Source organism: Pseudomonas syringae (genome assembly GCF_021605415.1).
GTDB classification, from domain to species: domain Bacteria; phylum Pseudomonadota; class Gammaproteobacteria; order Pseudomonadales; family Pseudomonadaceae; genus Aquipseudomonas; species Aquipseudomonas syringae_S.
Genome location: NZ_WKEQ01000009.1, coordinates 1 through 14,118 on the forward strand (window position 1 = coordinate 1; position 14,118 = coordinate 14,118).

Below are 14,118 nucleotides of genomic sequence, written 5' to 3' on the forward strand. Positions count from 1 at the left end.
GGGTGGCGGTGGGAGCGATCTGTTCGGCAGGTGTTTGAGTGGCTGGCGGTGTGGACGGCGCTTGTGCATCAGCGAAAGCGGCGACCGGCGTCAGCATCAGGCTGATCATCAAAGCAGCCACGATGCGCCAGGCGCGAGGACGTTTGGTTGGCGAAGCGGAGAATTGAATGCTTGTCATGCTGGCCGGACCTGAGTAGAAAAACGGTGATGCTCTTCCAGGCCTCGCAAGGCCGAGAACAAAAGTGGCGTGCATTATTGCAAGTAATTCTTGTTAACAAAAGTAATAGCGTCTCTTTTTTTCCTTGATTGCTAGCCGCTCGTCCACTGCCAGCGCTAGTCTGTCGCTTTCCGAATGGAGTTTTTTGATGTCTGCGCCCTCTGTTTTGATTGCCGGTTGCGGTGATGTTGGCAGCCGCCTGGCCACGCAATTGTTGGCCGAGGGCTGGGAAGTCCATGGTCTTCGCCGGGACGTTTCTCGACTCCCGGAAGGCGTCATCGGCGTGGCCGGTGACTTGTTCAGCGAAGATTGTCCCGAGTCCTGGCCCGTAGGTGCGGTGGATTACCTGGTGTATTGCGCAGCGGCCACCGATCACGACGAGGCCGGCTATCGCGCGGCGTATGTGCAGGGTTTACAGCATGTGCTGGAGTGGTTGAACGATTACGGCCAGGCGCCGGATCGCCTGCTGTTTGTTTCAAGCAGCAGTGTCTATGGGCAGCAGAGCGGGGAGTGGGTCGACGAAACGTCAGCGACAATCGCTGCCGGTTATTCCGGGCGGCTGATGCTCGAAGCGGAGCAGGTAGCCCTGAACAGCGGCATTCCAGCCAGCATCGTGCGCTTGACCGGCATCTACGGCCCCGGCCGCGAATGGCTGTTGACCCAGGTGCGTCGCGGCTATCGCGTGGCGGTCGATCCGCCACTGTACGGCAACCGCATTCACGCCGATGACGCGGCGGGGTTGCTGGGGTTTCTGCTGGAAGCGGATCGTAAGGGTGTGAAACTCGATGACGTCTACATAGGCGTTGACGATGCGCCCGCACCGCTGGCCGAAGTGGTGACGTGGTTACGCGAGTACTTGAATGTCACCGAATGGGACGATGACGCCAGTGTGCGCCGCACAGGCAGCAAACAATGCAGCAACGCCCGGGCTAAAGCCTTGGGCTGGGTGCCGAAGTACCCGAGTTATCGCGAGGGGTATGCGGCGATCCTTGAAGGTAAAGGCTGACTTCAAGTCATCGAAAGTCAATGTGGGAGCTGGCTTGCCAGCGATGACGGCCTTCCAGTCAACAAAAGTGTTGAGCGTCCAGGCTCCAATCGCTGGCGAGCCAACTCCCATAGGGTGATGCGTTGTTTTCAGCGATGATTTACTGTTTTTCGAGCAACCACTTGCGCTCACCCGGGGTGAACTGCGGTTGTTCGTCCGCCATGGCTGTATTCACCGCCTGCAGGATTTCCAGCTCTTTGCCCTTGCGAACAAAGATCCAGTTGTTGCCCTGACCGCCTTGTTGCAGCCACATGCTGTCATTGCCGCTGCTCATCGACGCGCAATCACCCGCCAGGCACAGGGCATAACGATCAGCGCCGGGCAGGCCGGAAACCTGGCCATCAGCCTGGAACTGCACGGTCGCGCCTTCACCTTGGCCGCTGGCGATTGTCCAGTTGCCGCCCAGATACGCGGAATACAACGCGCGCTCGAAACTCGCACCAATCGGCGCACCTTCCGGCACGGTGATCTGGGCGCGGTCGAAAAGCTGTTCCGGTTCGTTCTCGGTGGCTGCCTGCTGCATCTGGCGGCCATCGCGTTTCAGTTCGCTGCCGGAACTGCCATAAAAGTCGACTTTCCACGCGCCGGACTGTTCGCCCAACAGCCGTCCTTCGACGTTCTCAAAACCGTTGGTATAACGAGCCTGGCTGGCGCGGGTATTGACGTCCCATTCCAGATTCGGGCCGTACGCCTGAAGCGCTTCGCGAAGTGGGCCACCCTTGGCGGCAGCGTCGATGGCGACCTGGTTGATCCAGGTGCCGCTGATGTCACGATCGGCAGGGTCGCTGGCGCAGCCCCCGAGAAAAATGGCGAGCAGCGAGAGAGCTAGCGCTTTGCGCATGGTGGAGTCCTTTCAAAACCTTTTCTTGCACAGCAGTCGGCGCAGCCTTTGACGGCGGCGCCATGCGCATCACTCGATGACCAGAATGGCATCCATTTCAACCTGCGAGCCTTTTGGCAGCGCAGCAACGCCAATGGCAGCGCGGGCCGGATACGGCTGGTCGAAGTATTTGCCCATGATCTCGTTGACCTTGGCGAAGTGGCTCAGGTCGGTGAGGAAGATGTTCAGTTTGACGATGTCCTTGAACGAACCGCCGGCGGCTTCGGCCACGGCTTTCAGGTTTTCAAAGACCTGAACGGTCTGGGCTTCGAAGCCTTCAACCAGTTCCATGGTTTTTGGATCGAGAGGAATCTGGCCCGACATGTAAACGGTGTTGCCAGCCTTGATCGCCTGAGAATAAGTGCCGATGGCGGCCGGGGCCTTGTCGCTGGTGATAACAGTCTTGGTCATGAATGACTCCTTGTAATTGATGGAGGGCTACGCGCGCATGCGGGTGATGCGAATCACGCCGGTCAGCGCGCGCAGTTTCTTGATCACGCGGGCCAGGTGCACACGGTCGTGAACGCTGACCACCAGCTGCACGACGCTGATGCGACCATCGCGTTCGTCCATGCTGATTTTCTCGATATTGCCGTCGGCCGCGTTGACGCTGCTGGCCAGCAGGGCGATCAAGCCGCGCTGGTGCTCCAGCTCGACGCGCAATTCGACATTGAATTCGCCGGTGACATCCTTGGCCCACGAGAGCTGAATGCATTTTTCCGGGTTGTGGCGGATTTCGCTGATATTGCGGCAGTTGTCCAGGTGCACGACCATGCCTTTGCCCGCTGACAGGTGCCCGACAATCGGATCCCCCGGAATCGGCGTGCAGCATTTCGCGTAGCTAAGCACCAGGCCTTCGGTGCCTCGAATCGCCAGCGGCCCTTCGGGGCTTGGCAATTGTTCGCCTTCACCGAGCAACCGGCGCGCCACGACATACGCCATGCGATTGCCGAGGCCGATGTCTTCGAGCAGGTCTTCGATCAGTTCGAGACGGTACTCGGTGAGCATCGCCTTGACGCGCTCGGCCGGGATCTTGTCCAGGGCGCTGTCGAAACCGTTAAGCACCTTGTTCAGCAGGCGTTCGCCAAGACTGATGGATTCCGAGCGACGCTGCAGCTTCAAGGCATGGCGAATGTGCGTGCGCGCCTTGCCGGTAACAACGAAGTTGAGCCACGCCGGGTTCGGCCGTGCGCCGGGGGCGCTGACAATCTCGACCGTTGAGCCGCTTTGCAGCGGTTCGGACAGCGGTGCAAGACGGCGGTTGATCCGGCAGGCGATGCAGCTGTTGCCGACGTCGGTGTGCACCGCATAAGCAAAGTCGACGGCCGTGGAGCCTTTCGGCAGCTCCATGATCCGGCCTTTGGGCGTGAAGACGTAGACCTCGTCCGGGAACAGGTCGATCTTCACGCTTTCGATGAACTCCAGCGAGTTACCGGCGCGTTGCTGCATTTCCAGCACGCCTTTGACCCACTGACGGGCGCGGGCGTGAGTGCCTTTGGGTTGCTCGTCGCCGCTGGATTTGTAGAGCCAATGGGCGGCAATGCCGTTGTTGGCCATCTCTTCCATTTCACGGGTACGGATCTGGATTTCGATCGGAACGCCGTGCATGCCGAACAGCGTGGTGTGCAGCGACTGATAGCCGTTGGCCTTGGGGATCGCGATGTAGTCCTTGAAGCGGCCGGGCAGCGGTTTGTACAAGTTATGCACAGCACCCAGCACGCGGTAGCAGGTGTCGACCTTGTCAACGATGATCCGGAACGCGTAGACGTCCATGATCTCGTTGAAGGCCCGACGCTTGCCGCGCATTTTCTTGTAGATGCCATAGAGGTGTTTCTGACGACCGCTGACTTCACCCTGAATGCCGTCGATGGCGAGGCAGTGACTCAGGGACTCTTCGATCTTGTTGACGATTTCCTTGCGGTTGCCCCGGGCGCGCTTGACCGCCTGGTAGATCCGCGCGGAACGCATCGGGTGCATGGCCTTGAAGCCGAGGTCTTCGAACTCGATGCGGATGGCGTGCATGCCCAGCCGATTGGCGATGGGTGCATAGATCTCGAGGGTTTCCTTGGCGATGCGCCGACGTTTTTCGCCGGACAGCACTTCCAGCGTGCGCATGTTGTGCAGCCGGTCGGCGAGTTTGACCAGGATAACGCGAATGTCGCGTGCCATGGCCATGGCCATTTTCTGGAAGTTTTCGGCTTGTGCCTCGGCCTTGGTCTCGAAGTTCATCTGGGTCAGTTTGCTGACCCCATCGACTAGTTCGGCCACGGTTTCGCCGAACTGCGCTTGCAGCGCTTCCTTGGCGATTCCGGTGTCTTCGATCACGTCATGCAGCATCGCGGCCATCAGGCTCTGATGATCCATGTGCATGTCGGCAAGAATATTGGCCACGGCAAGAGGATGCGTGACATACGCCTCGCCGCTGCGACGACGTTGGCCGTCATGGGCTTGTTCGGCGTAGAAGTAAGCTCGGCGAACCAGGTTGACCTGGTCGGTGCCGAGGTAGGTCGACAAGCGATCGGCGAGGGCGTCTATGCTCGGCATGATGACTCCTGCCAGAAGCTGTGATCCCGCGCCGTGCTACGTCGACCAGGCATAGACTTAGACGGCCTCGTTGGACTCGTCCTCGAACGCTGCGAACAGCGGTTCGTCTTCCACGATTTCGGCGTTGGCGATGAACTCGTAGCTCATCAGGCCTTCAGCGATTTCACGCAGGGCAACAACGGTAGGCTTGTCGTTTTCCCACTGAACCAGAGGCTCTTTGCCACCGGTGGCCAGTTGACGGGCACGCTTGGTAGAGAGCATGACCAGCTCAAAGCGGTTTTCCACGTGTTCTAGGCAGTCTTCAACGGTTACGCGGGCCATGGTATTCCTCGGAGCGAATGCAATATGCGCGCTGCCCGGTTGGGCGAGCGGACTGAGCAGTTTAAAAAATCACCAGCGTTTAGGGAAGCGCTGATTTTTTGACCAAGCCCTTCAACGCGCTGCAAGTGCCAATGTAAAGCGCTTGCAGCGGTTTTGGGAAGTGTTGTTTAGCCGAGCAATTCAGCCAGCAATTTGCCGAAACGCTGTTGCTGGCGCTTCTGTTGCAGCTGATTGGCGCGGAAAATCGCCTTCAAATCGTCCAGCGCGTGGGCGAAATCGTCGTTGATGATCAGGTAGTCGTAGTCGACGTAATGGCTCATCTCGCTGACCGCTTCACGCATCCGTCCGTCGATGATTTCGTCGGTGTCCTGGCCACGGTTGGTCAGGCGCTGGTGCAGCGCTTGCAGCGATGGCGGCAGGATGAAGATCGAACGCGCCTGGGGCATCAACTTGCGCACTTGCTCGGCGCCCTGCCAGTCGATTTCCAGAATCAGGTCGTGGCCTTCATCCAGCGTCTGCTGCAGGTGGCTTTGCGAGGTGCCGTAGAGATTGCCGAACACTTCGGCGCGCTCAAGAAAGTCGCCGTGTTCGATCATCTTCACGAACTCGTTGCGCTCGACGAAGTAGTAATTCACGCCGTGCACTTCACCGGGGCGCATAGCGCGGGTGGTGTGCGAGACGGAAACGCGGATTTCCGGATTGGCGTCGGTCAACGCCTTGACCAAGCTGCTTTTGCCCGCACCCGAAGGAGCGGAGATGATGTACAGGGTGCCGGTGCTGTGGGTCATGTCGGGGTAGCCTTACTCAATATTCTGCACTTGTTCGCGCATCTGCTCGATCAACACTTTGAGGTTGACCGCCGCCTGGGTGCTGCGCGGGTCGAAGGCTTTGGAGCCCAGTGTGTTGGCTTCGCGGTTGAGTTCCTGCATCAGGAAGTCCAGGCGCCGGCCCGCCGCGCCACCGGATTTGAGCACCCGGCGGACTTCAATAATATGAGTGCTCAAGCGATCCAGTTCTTCGGCCACGTCGCTCTTTTGCGCGAGCATGACCATTTCCTGTTCGAGGCGCTGCGGATCCAGTTCGGCTTTCATGTCGCCAAAACGGTCGAGGACTTTCTGGCGCTGGGTGGCGAGCATCTGTGGAACCAGCTCACGCAGGGTCACGACATCTTCTTCAATGGAAGTCAGACGATCGCTGATCAACCGTGCCAGCTCCGCGCCTTCGCGCTCGCGGCCGGCCTTGAGGTCTTTCAAGCCTTGATTGAACAGTGCCAGCGCCTCGGCATTCAGGGCTTGCGGGTCGCTGGCGTCAGCCACCAGCACGCCGGGCCAGGCCAGCACTTCAAGTGGGTTCAACGCGGCGGGATTTTTGATCAGCCCGGCAACGGTTTCGGCGGCGGCGACCAGTTGCGCGGCGCGCTCGCGATCTACCTGCAGTGGTTTTCCGGTGCTTTCTTCGGTGAAGCGCAGGGTGCATTCGAGCTTGCCCCGCGACAATCCCTGGCGCAACGCCTCACGCACGGCGCCTTCAAGGTCACGGAATGATTCCGGCAGGCGCAGGTGCGGCTCCAGATAGCGGCTGTTGACCGAGCGCAGTTCCCAGCTCAGGGTGCCCTGGACGCCGGCTTTTTCGACGCGGGCGAAGGCGGTCATGCTGTGCACCATGGGAGACCTCGCAAGTGCAAATCGGCGCCGAACGTAGGTTCCGGAAGCTCGATATCAATGAATTTAAGCCGACTGGCAGCAAAGGCGCAGGATTGTAGCGCAGTGCGGCGGATGCGCCCAAACACACGGTGTGACAAAGGGCTGCACTCCGTCGGCGAAGTGCGTTTCAGGGCCTTCGATCGTCGGGCGGATTTTTTTAGGCGTGCCCAGGCGCGGTGCACGGCTCTATAATGCTCGGCAGATTTCCGTCCCCAGTACAGGTATTTCCTATGAAACGTCCAAGTGGTCGCGCTGCCGATCAGCTCCGCTCGATCCGCATTACCCGCAACTACACCAAACACGCCGAGGGATCCGTACTGGTCGAATTCGGTGATACCAAAGTTATCTGCACTGTCAGCGTTGAAAACGGCGTGCCGCGTTTCCTCAAGGGCCAGGGCCAGGGTTGGTTGACTGCCGAATACGGCATGCTGCCGCGCGCCACCGGCGAGCGTAACCAGCGTGAGGCGAGCCGTGGCAAGCAGGGCGGTCGTACTCTGGAGATCCAGCGCCTGATTGGCCGTTCCCTGCGTGCCGCACTGGACATGTCCAAGCTGGGCGACGTCACCCTCTACGTCGATTGCGACGTGATCCAGGCCGACGGCGGCACCCGCACCGCGTCGATCACCGGCGCCATGGTTGCCCTGGTCGATGCGCTGAAAGTGATCAAGAAACGCGGCGGCCTGAAAGGCGGCGACCCGCTCAAGCAAATGATCGGTGCCGTTTCGGTCGGCATGTATCAGGGCGAGGCCGTGCTGGATCTGGACTATCTTGAAGATTCCGCCGCCGAGACTGATCTCAACGTGGTGATGACCAGTACCGGTGGCTTCATCGAAGTCCAGGGCACCGCCGAAGGCGCGCCGTTCCAGCCTGAAGACCTGAACGCCATGCTGGCACTGGCCAAGAAAGGCATGAACGAAATTTTCGATCTGCAAAAGGCTGCGCTGGCCGACTGAGCAGGTGTCTAACCGCAAGGAGGACGCGATGAGTGATGAGCAGGAGTTGCTGCCCAAACCGAGCCAGAATGTTCGGCAATGGGCGATGTTTTGTCACTTGTCCGCCTTGTTGGGAATCTGGATTCCGTTCGGCAACCTGATCGGGCCGCTGATTCTCTGGCAGATGAAGCGGGAGATGGATCCGTTTATCGATGCCCAGGGCAAGGAAGCGCTTAACTTCCAGATCACCGTGGCGATTGCTTCGGCGATTTGTCTGTTATTGATGGTGGTGGTGATCGGCTTTTTCCTGATTGGCTTGTTGGCCATCGGTGCGCTGGTGTTGACGATCATTGCCGGAGTGAAGGCTAACGAAGGTTTCCCGTACCGCTATCCGTTCACTTGGCGGTTGATCAAATAGATTTCCTGTAGGAGCGAGCCTGCTCGCGATGGCGGTCTTTCAGGCGTAAAGCGGATGACGGCTATCGCGAGCAGGCTCACGGCTACACAAAAACCGAAAATCGCGTCCACAAAAAAGCCGACATTCAACTGTCGGCTTTTTTGTGTTTGCGATTCGACGCTTAGATGGTCAGCGTCCAGTCGTAGTCCACGATCAGCGGCGCATGCTGCGAGAACCGTGGCTGACGTGGCAGGCGTGCGCTGCGTACGAAGCGGCGCAGGCCCGGCGTCAGGATCTGGTAGTCGAAACGCCAGCCCAGATTAAGCATCTCGGCCTGTTCGTTGTCTGGCCACCAGCTGTACTGGTCGCCTTCGCGGCTGACTTCGCGCAAGGCATCGACGTAACCCATGTTGCCGACAATCTCGTCCATCCAGGCGCGTTCTGGCGCCAGGAAGCCGGGTGATTGCTGGCTGTCGCGCCAGTTCTTGATGTCGAGCTTCTGCTGCGCAACGTACAACGAGCCACAATAAATGTACTCGCGACGTTTGCGTCGCTGCTTGTCCAGGTACTTGCCGAAATCGTCCATGAGCTTGAACTTCTGGTTCAAGTCCTCATCGCCGTTCATCCCCGAAGGAAGCAGCAAGGTGGCAATACTGACTTTGTCGAAATCTGCTTGCAGGTAGCGCCCGTAGCGGTCGGCCGTCTCGAACCCGAGACCGCTGATGACAGCCTTCGGTTGCAACCGCGAGTACAAAGCCACGCCACCTTGGGCAGGGACTTCGGCATCGCAGGCATAAAGGAAGTAGCCATCCAGTTGGAAGGCTGGGTCGTCCAGTTCAAAGGCGGAGGCACGGGTGTCCTGCAGGCAGATGACGTCGGCATTCTGTGCCTGCAGCCAACTGAGCAAACCTCGCTCGACTGCAGCCTGAATACCATTGACGTTCACACTGATGATCCGCATAAATGGCCCCAAAAATCGCGTGCGTGTATGATACACGGCGTCAAGCTAATTAGCTAAATCCGTGGTATTTGGGGTTTTTTTCATGCAAGCGTATCAGCGCGATTTCATTCGTTTTGCCATCGATCGCGGCGTTTTGCGCTTCGGTGAGTTCACCCTGAAGTCCGGGCGCACCAGTCCTTACTTCTTCAATGCCGGCCTGTTCAACTCGGGTTCAGCCCTGGCGCAGCTGGGGCGGTTCTACGCGGCGGCCATCGTCGAAAGCGGCATTTCGTTCGACGTCCTGTTCGGCCCGGCCTACAAGGGCATTCCGCTGGCTGCAACCACTGCCGTTGCCTTGGCCGAGCATCACGAGCGCGACTTGCCGTGGTGTTTCAACCGCAAGGAAGCCAAAGCGCACGGTGAAGGCGGCAGCCTGGTTGGCGCGCCGCTGACTGGCGATGTGCTGATCATCGACGACGTGATCACCGCCGGCACCGCGATCCGTGAAGTCATGCAGATCATCGCTTCCCAGGAAGGCGCGAAAGCCGCAGGCGTGCTGATCGCCCTGAACCGTCAGGAACGCGGCAATGGCGAGCTGTCGGCAATTCAGGAGGTCGAGCGCGATTTCGGCATCCCGGTCATCAGCATTGTCTCGCTGAACCAGGTGCTGGAATTCCTGGCCGACGATCCGCAGCTCAAGCAACACCTGCCAGCCGTCGAAGCGTACCGCGCCCAGTTCGGCGTCTGACGCGAATCGTATTGCACGACGCCCTCCTCCTACAGGGGGGGCATAGGGATTGCAGGCAAAAAAAGACCCCGCTCAGCCAGGCTGAGCGGGGTCTTTTTTGCGCGATCGCTTACGGACGCTTGCGATTGCTTATCAGCGTGCCCACACCCGTGTCGGTGAAGATTTCCAGCAGAATCGCGTTCGGCACACGACCGTCGATGATCAACGAACTGCCAACGCCGCCCTGAACCGCTTCCAGCGCGCAACGGATCTTCGGCAGCATGCCGCCGTAGATCGTGCCATCGGCAATCAGATCGTCGACTTGCTGGGTGCTCAGGCCGGTCAATACCTTGCCCGACTTGTCCATCAGACCGGCGATGTTGGTCAGCAGCATCAGCTTCTCGGCTTTCAGCGCTTCGGCGACCTTGCCGGCCACCAGATCGGCGTTGATGTTGTACGACTCGCCGTTGGCGCCGACGCCGATGGGCGCGATCACTGGAATGAAATCACCTTTGACCAGCAGGTTGAGCAGATCGGTGTTGATCCCGACCACTTCGCCCACATGGCCGATGTCGATGATTTCCGGCGTGGTCATCTCTGGCGTCTGACGGGTGACGTTGAGCTTCTTCGCACGAATCAGCTCGGCGTCCTTGCCGGTCAGGCCGATGGCGCTGCCGCCGTGACGGTTGATCAGGTTGACGATGCTCTTGTTGACCTGACCGCCGAGCACCATTTCCACCACGTCCATGGTCTCGGCGTCGGTGACGCGCATGCCGTCGACGAAATGGCTTTCGATCGACAGGCGCTTGAGCAGATCACCGATCTGCGGGCCGCCGCCGTGAACGACTACCGGGTTGATGCCCACGGCTTTCATCAGCACGATGTCGCGGGCGAAGCCGGTTTTCAGCTCCTCGCTTTCCATCGCGTTGCCGCCGTATTTGATCACCAGCGTCTTGCCGACATAGCGGCGGATGTAAGGCAACGCTTCGGACAGGACCTTGGCGGTGTTGGCGGCGGCTTCGCGTTCGAGGGTCATTCAGGGCTCCGGGTGAATCAGAACGGTAATTGGAGATCAGGGGCAACGCGCTTCAACTGGGCGTGGAAAACGTCCTTGATGCGCTGCAATTCAGCCTCGTCATCGGCCTCGAAACGCAGCACCAGCACCGGCGTGGTGTTGGAGGCGCGTACCAGGCCCCAGCCTTTGGCGTAGTCGACACGCACGCCGTCAATGGTGGTCAGGTCGGCGCCTTCGCCCCACTGTGCGTCGTGTAGCGCATCAATGATGCTGAATTTGCTCTCTTCGGTCACATGGATATTGATTTCCGGCGTAGAAATATCGTTCGGGAAGGTCGCGAACAGTTCTTCCGCCGAGGATTTTTCCTTGCTGAGGATCTCCAGCAGCCGTGCGGCGCTGTAGATACCGTCATCGAAACCGAACCAGCGTTCCTTGAAGAAAATATGCCCGCTCATTTCGCCGGCCAACAGCGCGCCGGATTGTTTCATCTTCTTTTTGATCAACGAGTGACCGGTCTTCCACATTAGCGGCCGGCCACCATATTCCTTGATCAGCGGGACGAGGCGGCGGGTGCATTTGACGTCGAAGATGATTTCCGCGTCCGGGTTGCGCGCTACTACGTCACGGGCGAACAACATCAGCAGGCGATCGGGATAAACAATGCTGCCGGTGTTGGTCACCACGCCGACGCGGTCGCCGTCACCGTCGAAGGCCAGGCCGATGTCAGCCTTGGTTTCCTTGACCTTGGCGATCAGGTCAACGAGGTTTTCAGGCTTGCCCGGATCCGGGTGGTGATTCGGGAAGTTACCGTCGACTTCGCAGAACAGCGGGATGACTTCGCAATTCAGCGCTTCGATCAGTTGGGGGGCGATGACGCCTGCCGCGCCGTTGCCGCAGTCGACCACGACTTTCAGGCGACGGGCCAGTTTGATGTCCTGGACGATTTCGGTGTTGTAGCGGTCGAGGATTTCAACCTGAGTGACGCTGCCGTTGCCGCTGCTCAGGTTGTTGCTCTTGAGGCGCTCGTGCAGGGCCTGGATCTGTTCATTGGCGAGGGTGTCGCCAGCGATGACGATCTTGAAGCCGTTGTAGTTCGACGGGTTGTGGCTGCCGGTGAGCATGACCCCGGATTTGCCGGCCAACACGTTGGCGGCGTAATACAGGGCTGGTGTCGGCACCAGGCCGACGTCACTGACGTGGCAGCCGCTTTCGGCAATGCCGCGAATCAGTTCGGCGACCAACTCAGGGCCGGACAGGCGACCGTCGCGACCGACGGACACGTTTGGCTCGCCCTGGGCCAGGCTTTGGGAGCCGATCGCCCGACCGATCCAGTAAGCGGTTTCGGCGTTGAGAAACTCCGGCACGGTGCCGCGAATGTCGTAGGCGCGGAAGATGCTGTCGGGCAGCTTGGGGGCAACTTGGGCTGGGGTGCTCATCTGCGGAAATGCTCCATCTCGAAAGTGGCTGGACTCGCCGCCGGATCATTCGGCGGCAGGCTCAAACTGAAGGGTATGACGGCGTTTTCCGCAGAGAGTTCGTGGTGTGAAAGGGCCATGACGCCACGCCCGGCAAGGCTTTGCCCAGCCGATCCGTTGATTTCAGCGCTAAAACCTTCCCGTCGAACCTGCACAAATTCCCCTGCACACGGGGGTTATTTTGTGCCTGAGTGTCCGAAACCACCGGTGCCGCGCTCGGTTTCGACAAATTCTTCGACCATCTCGAAATGCGCCTGCACCACCGGCACCAGCACCAGTTGCGCCAGACGTTCGCCGACCGGCATGGTGAATTCGGTCTGGCCACGATTCCAGCAGGAAACCATCAGCGGGCCTTGGTAATCGGAGTCGATCAGCCCCACGAGGTTACCCAGCACGATGCCATGCTTATGGCCCATACCCGAACGCGGCAGAATCAGCGCCGCCAGATTCGGGTCGCCGATGTAAACCGACAGGCCAGTCGGAATCAGCACGGTTTCACCCGGTTTGATCACAGTGTCCTGCTCAAGCATGGCGCGCAGGTCAAGGCCGGCGGAGCCCGGGGTGGCGTATTGCGGCAGCGGGAATTCAGTACCGATGCGTGGGTCGAGGATCTTGGCTTGCAAAGCGTGCATGTAAATTAAACCTGGTTCAGACGTTCGGCGATAAAAGTGACCAGTTGGCGAGCGATTTTGCTCTTGCTGGTCTGGGCGAAAACAGTGGCGTGAAGCTCACGATCGATCACGCTGCAGGCGTTTTCTTCACTGTTGAAACCGATGCTCGGATTGGCGACATCGTTAGCGACGATCAGATCGAGATTTTTGTCTTTCAACTTGCGTGCGGCGTAGTCGAGCAGGTGTTCAGTCTCGGCGGCGAAGCCGACACTGAACGGGCGGTCGGGACGGGTCGCGATGCTGGCCAGGATGTCTGGGTTGCGCACCATTTGCAGGACAAAGCCGTCGCCGCTCGTAGGATCTTTCTTGAGTTTTTGCGGGGCGACGACTTCCGGCCGGTAGTCCGCCACGGCCGCCGACGCGATAAAAACATCGCAAGGAATCGCCGCTTCGCAGGCCGCGAGCATGTCGCGGGCGCTGACGACGTCAATGCGCATCACGCGATCCGGCGTCGGCAGATGCACCGGGCCGCTGATCAACGTAACGCGGGCCCCGGCTTCCACAGCGGCTTCGGCCAGGGCAAAGCCCATTTTTCCGGAGCTGTGGTTGGTGATGTAGCGCACCGGGTCAATGTTTTCCTGGGTCGGCCCAGCGGTAATTACCACGTGTTTGCCGGTCAGTGCCTGACGCTGGAAGCAGTCCGCCGCGCACTGGGCGAGGTCGGTGGCTTCCATCATGCGGCCCATGCCGACGTCGCCGCAGGCCTGACTGCCGGAGGCCGGGCCGAAGGTCTTCAGGCCACGGCTTTCAAGGAGCTGCAGGTTGGCCTGGGTCGACGGGTCGCGCCACATCGCCTGATTCATGGCGGGTGCGACGGCGACTACGGCGTCAGTGGCCAGCACCAGCGTGGTCAGCAGATCGTTGGCGATGCCTTGGGCCAGGCGCGCGATCAGGTCGGCGGTGGCCGGAGCGATCAGCACCAGATCGGCCCATTTCGCCAGTTCGATGTGCCCCATCGCGGCTTCAGCGGCCGGGTCGAGCAAGTCCAGATGAACTGGATGGCCGGACAATGCCTGCATAGTCAACGGGGTAATGAATTCGGCACCGCCACGGGTCATGACCACGCGCACTTCGGCGCCCTGGTCGATCAGGCGGCGAACCAGGTCTGCGCTTTTGTAGGCTGCAATGCCGCCGCCGACGCCCAGAACGATGCGTTTCCGATACAGCCGCTGCATAGGTCTGCCTTAACATTTCGTTGATGACTGCTGGGCGATGCCCCCTCCCCAGGGGTAAATCGACCGCAAAAAAGAT

Annotated in this window: 14 protein-coding genes and 1 pseudogene; 4 read left to right on the plus strand and 11 right to left on the minus strand. The window is 59.8% G+C overall.

Annotated elements, in window-relative coordinates; translation table 11 throughout:
- Positions 1–365: 365 nt before the first annotated feature.
- Entirely contained in the window at positions 366–1,223 is an 858-nt protein-coding gene (locus GIW69_RS08350; RefSeq protein ID WP_236481672.1) for an SDR family oxidoreductase, read from the plus strand.
- 139 nt (positions 1,224–1,362) lie between these two features.
- On the opposite strand, the gene GIW69_RS08355 is transcribed toward GIW69_RS08350, so the two are convergent.
- The 6 genes from GIW69_RS08355 to GIW69_RS08380 all read right to left on the minus strand — a co-directional run bounded on the left by GIW69_RS08355 (position 1,363) and on the right by GIW69_RS08380 (position 6,671).
- Positions 1,363–2,103: a hypothetical protein gene (locus GIW69_RS08355; protein WP_236481674.1), complete on the minus strand. Its 741-nt coding sequence runs from the start codon at positions 2,101–2,103 to the stop codon at positions 1,363–1,365.
- A 69-nt stretch (positions 2,104–2,172) separates the two neighbouring features.
- Positions 2,173–2,553, minus strand: a complete 381-nt coding sequence (locus tag GIW69_RS08360; RefSeq protein ID WP_003229509.1) for a RidA family protein — start codon at positions 2,551–2,553, stop codon at positions 2,173–2,175.
- 27 nt (positions 2,554–2,580) lie between these two features.
- On the minus strand, positions 2,581–4,686 hold the full coding sequence (gene spoT, locus GIW69_RS08365) for a bifunctional GTP diphosphokinase/guanosine-3',5'-bis pyrophosphate 3'-pyrophosphohydrolase (RefSeq protein WP_236481675.1): 2,106 nt from the start codon (positions 4,684–4,686) through the stop codon (positions 2,581–2,583).
- 57 nt (positions 4,687–4,743) lie between these two features.
- On the minus strand, positions 4,744–5,007 hold the full coding sequence (gene rpoZ, locus GIW69_RS08370) for a DNA-directed RNA polymerase subunit omega (protein WP_003177259.1): 264 nt from the start codon (positions 5,005–5,007) through the stop codon (positions 4,744–4,746).
- A 167-nt stretch (positions 5,008–5,174) separates the two neighbouring features.
- Positions 5,175–5,795, minus strand: a complete 621-nt coding sequence (gene gmk / locus GIW69_RS08375) for a guanylate kinase (RefSeq protein ID WP_236481677.1) — start codon at positions 5,793–5,795, stop codon at positions 5,175–5,177.
- Positions 5,796–5,807: 12 nt separating this feature from the next.
- On the minus strand, positions 5,808–6,671 hold the full coding sequence (locus tag GIW69_RS08380) for a YicC/YloC family endoribonuclease (RefSeq protein ID WP_236481678.1): 864 nt from the start codon (positions 6,669–6,671) through the stop codon (positions 5,808–5,810).
- 269 nt (positions 6,672–6,940) lie between these two features.
- On the opposite strand from GIW69_RS08380, the gene rph reads away from it, so the two are divergent.
- Positions 6,941–7,663, plus strand: a complete 723-nt coding sequence (gene rph, locus GIW69_RS08385) for a ribonuclease PH (protein ID WP_236481680.1) — start codon at positions 6,941–6,943, stop codon at positions 7,661–7,663.
- A 28-nt stretch (positions 7,664–7,691) separates the two neighbouring features.
- Positions 7,692–8,060, plus strand: a complete 369-nt coding sequence (locus GIW69_RS08390) for a DUF4870 domain-containing protein (RefSeq protein ID WP_236481682.1) — start codon at positions 7,692–7,694, stop codon at positions 8,058–8,060.
- A gap of 160 nt (positions 8,061–8,220) precedes the next feature.
- Here GIW69_RS08390 and crc read toward each other — a convergent pair whose 3' ends face one another.
- Positions 8,221–9,000 (minus strand): catabolite repression control protein Crc, encoded by a 780-nt coding sequence (gene crc, locus GIW69_RS08395; RefSeq protein ID WP_007920349.1) that lies wholly within the window; start codon positions 8,998–9,000, stop codon positions 8,221–8,223.
- An 82-nt stretch (positions 9,001–9,082) separates the two neighbouring features.
- Here crc and pyrE point away from each other — a divergent pair, with 82 nt between their 5' ends.
- On the plus strand, positions 9,083–9,727 hold the full coding sequence (gene pyrE, locus GIW69_RS08400; RefSeq protein WP_236481683.1) for an orotate phosphoribosyltransferase: 645 nt from the start codon (positions 9,083–9,085) through the stop codon (positions 9,725–9,727).
- 109 nt (positions 9,728–9,836) lie between these two features.
- Here pyrE and argB read toward each other — a convergent pair whose 3' ends face one another.
- From argB to coaBC, 4 genes and pseudogenes are all read right to left on the minus strand, one after another.
- Entirely contained in the window at positions 9,837–10,742 is a 906-nt protein-coding gene (gene argB, locus GIW69_RS08405; protein WP_236481685.1) for an acetylglutamate kinase, read from the minus strand.
- A gap of 17 nt (positions 10,743–10,759) precedes the next feature.
- A pseudogene (locus GIW69_RS08410) lies at positions 10,760–12,163 on the minus strand (phosphomannomutase/phosphoglucomutase); the annotation flags it as partial.
- A 209-nt stretch (positions 12,164–12,372) separates the two neighbouring features.
- Positions 12,373–12,828 carry a dUTP diphosphatase gene (gene dut / locus GIW69_RS08415; protein ID WP_056854162.1) on the minus strand — a complete coding sequence of 152 codons (456 nt, stop codon included), beginning with the start codon at positions 12,826–12,828 and terminating at the stop codon, positions 12,373–12,375.
- Between the two features lie 5 nt (positions 12,829–12,833).
- A complete protein-coding gene (gene coaBC, locus GIW69_RS08420) occupies positions 12,834–14,042 on the minus strand; it encodes a bifunctional phosphopantothenoylcysteine decarboxylase/phosphopantothenate--cysteine ligase CoaBC (RefSeq protein ID WP_236481686.1) in 1,209 nt (402 codons plus the stop codon).
- Between the last annotated feature and the right edge of the window lie 76 nt (positions 14,043–14,118).

Coding starts and splice junctions, on each gene's coding strand:
- GIW69_RS08350 (WP_236481672.1), top strand. CDS start 366: ATGTCTGCGCCCTCTGTTTTGATTGCCGGTTGCGGTGATGTTGGCAGC.
- GIW69_RS08355 (WP_236481674.1), bottom strand. CDS start 2,103: ATGCGCAAAGCGCTAGCTCTCTCGCTGCTCGCCATTTTTCTCGGGGGC.
- GIW69_RS08360 (WP_003229509.1), bottom strand. CDS start 2,553: ATGACCAAGACTGTTATCACCAGCGACAAGGCCCCGGCCGCCATCGGC.
- spoT (WP_236481675.1), bottom strand. CDS start 4,686: ATGCCGAGCATAGACGCCCTCGCCGATCGCTTGTCGACCTACCTCGGC.
- rpoZ (WP_003177259.1), bottom strand. CDS start 5,007: ATGGCCCGCGTAACCGTTGAAGACTGCCTAGAACACGTGGAAAACCGC.
- gmk (WP_236481677.1), bottom strand. CDS start 5,795: ATGACCCACAGCACCGGCACCCTGTACATCATCTCCGCTCCTTCGGGT.
- GIW69_RS08380 (WP_236481678.1), bottom strand. CDS start 6,671: ATGGTGCACAGCATGACCGCCTTCGCCCGCGTCGAAAAAGCCGGCGTC.
- rph (WP_236481680.1), top strand. CDS start 6,941: ATGAAACGTCCAAGTGGTCGCGCTGCCGATCAGCTCCGCTCGATCCGC.
- GIW69_RS08390 (WP_236481682.1), top strand. CDS start 7,692: ATGAGTGATGAGCAGGAGTTGCTGCCCAAACCGAGCCAGAATGTTCGG.
- crc (WP_007920349.1), bottom strand. CDS start 9,000: ATGCGGATCATCAGTGTGAACGTCAATGGTATTCAGGCTGCAGTCGAG.
- pyrE (WP_236481683.1), top strand. CDS start 9,083: ATGCAAGCGTATCAGCGCGATTTCATTCGTTTTGCCATCGATCGCGGC.
- argB (WP_236481685.1), bottom strand. CDS start 10,742: ATGACCCTCGAACGCGAAGCCGCCGCCAACACCGCCAAGGTCCTGTCC.
- dut (WP_056854162.1), bottom strand. CDS start 12,828: ATGCACGCTTTGCAAGCCAAGATCCTCGACCCACGCATCGGTACTGAA.
- coaBC (WP_236481686.1), bottom strand. CDS start 14,042: ATGCAGCGGCTGTATCGGAAACGCATCGTTCTGGGCGTCGGCGGCGGC.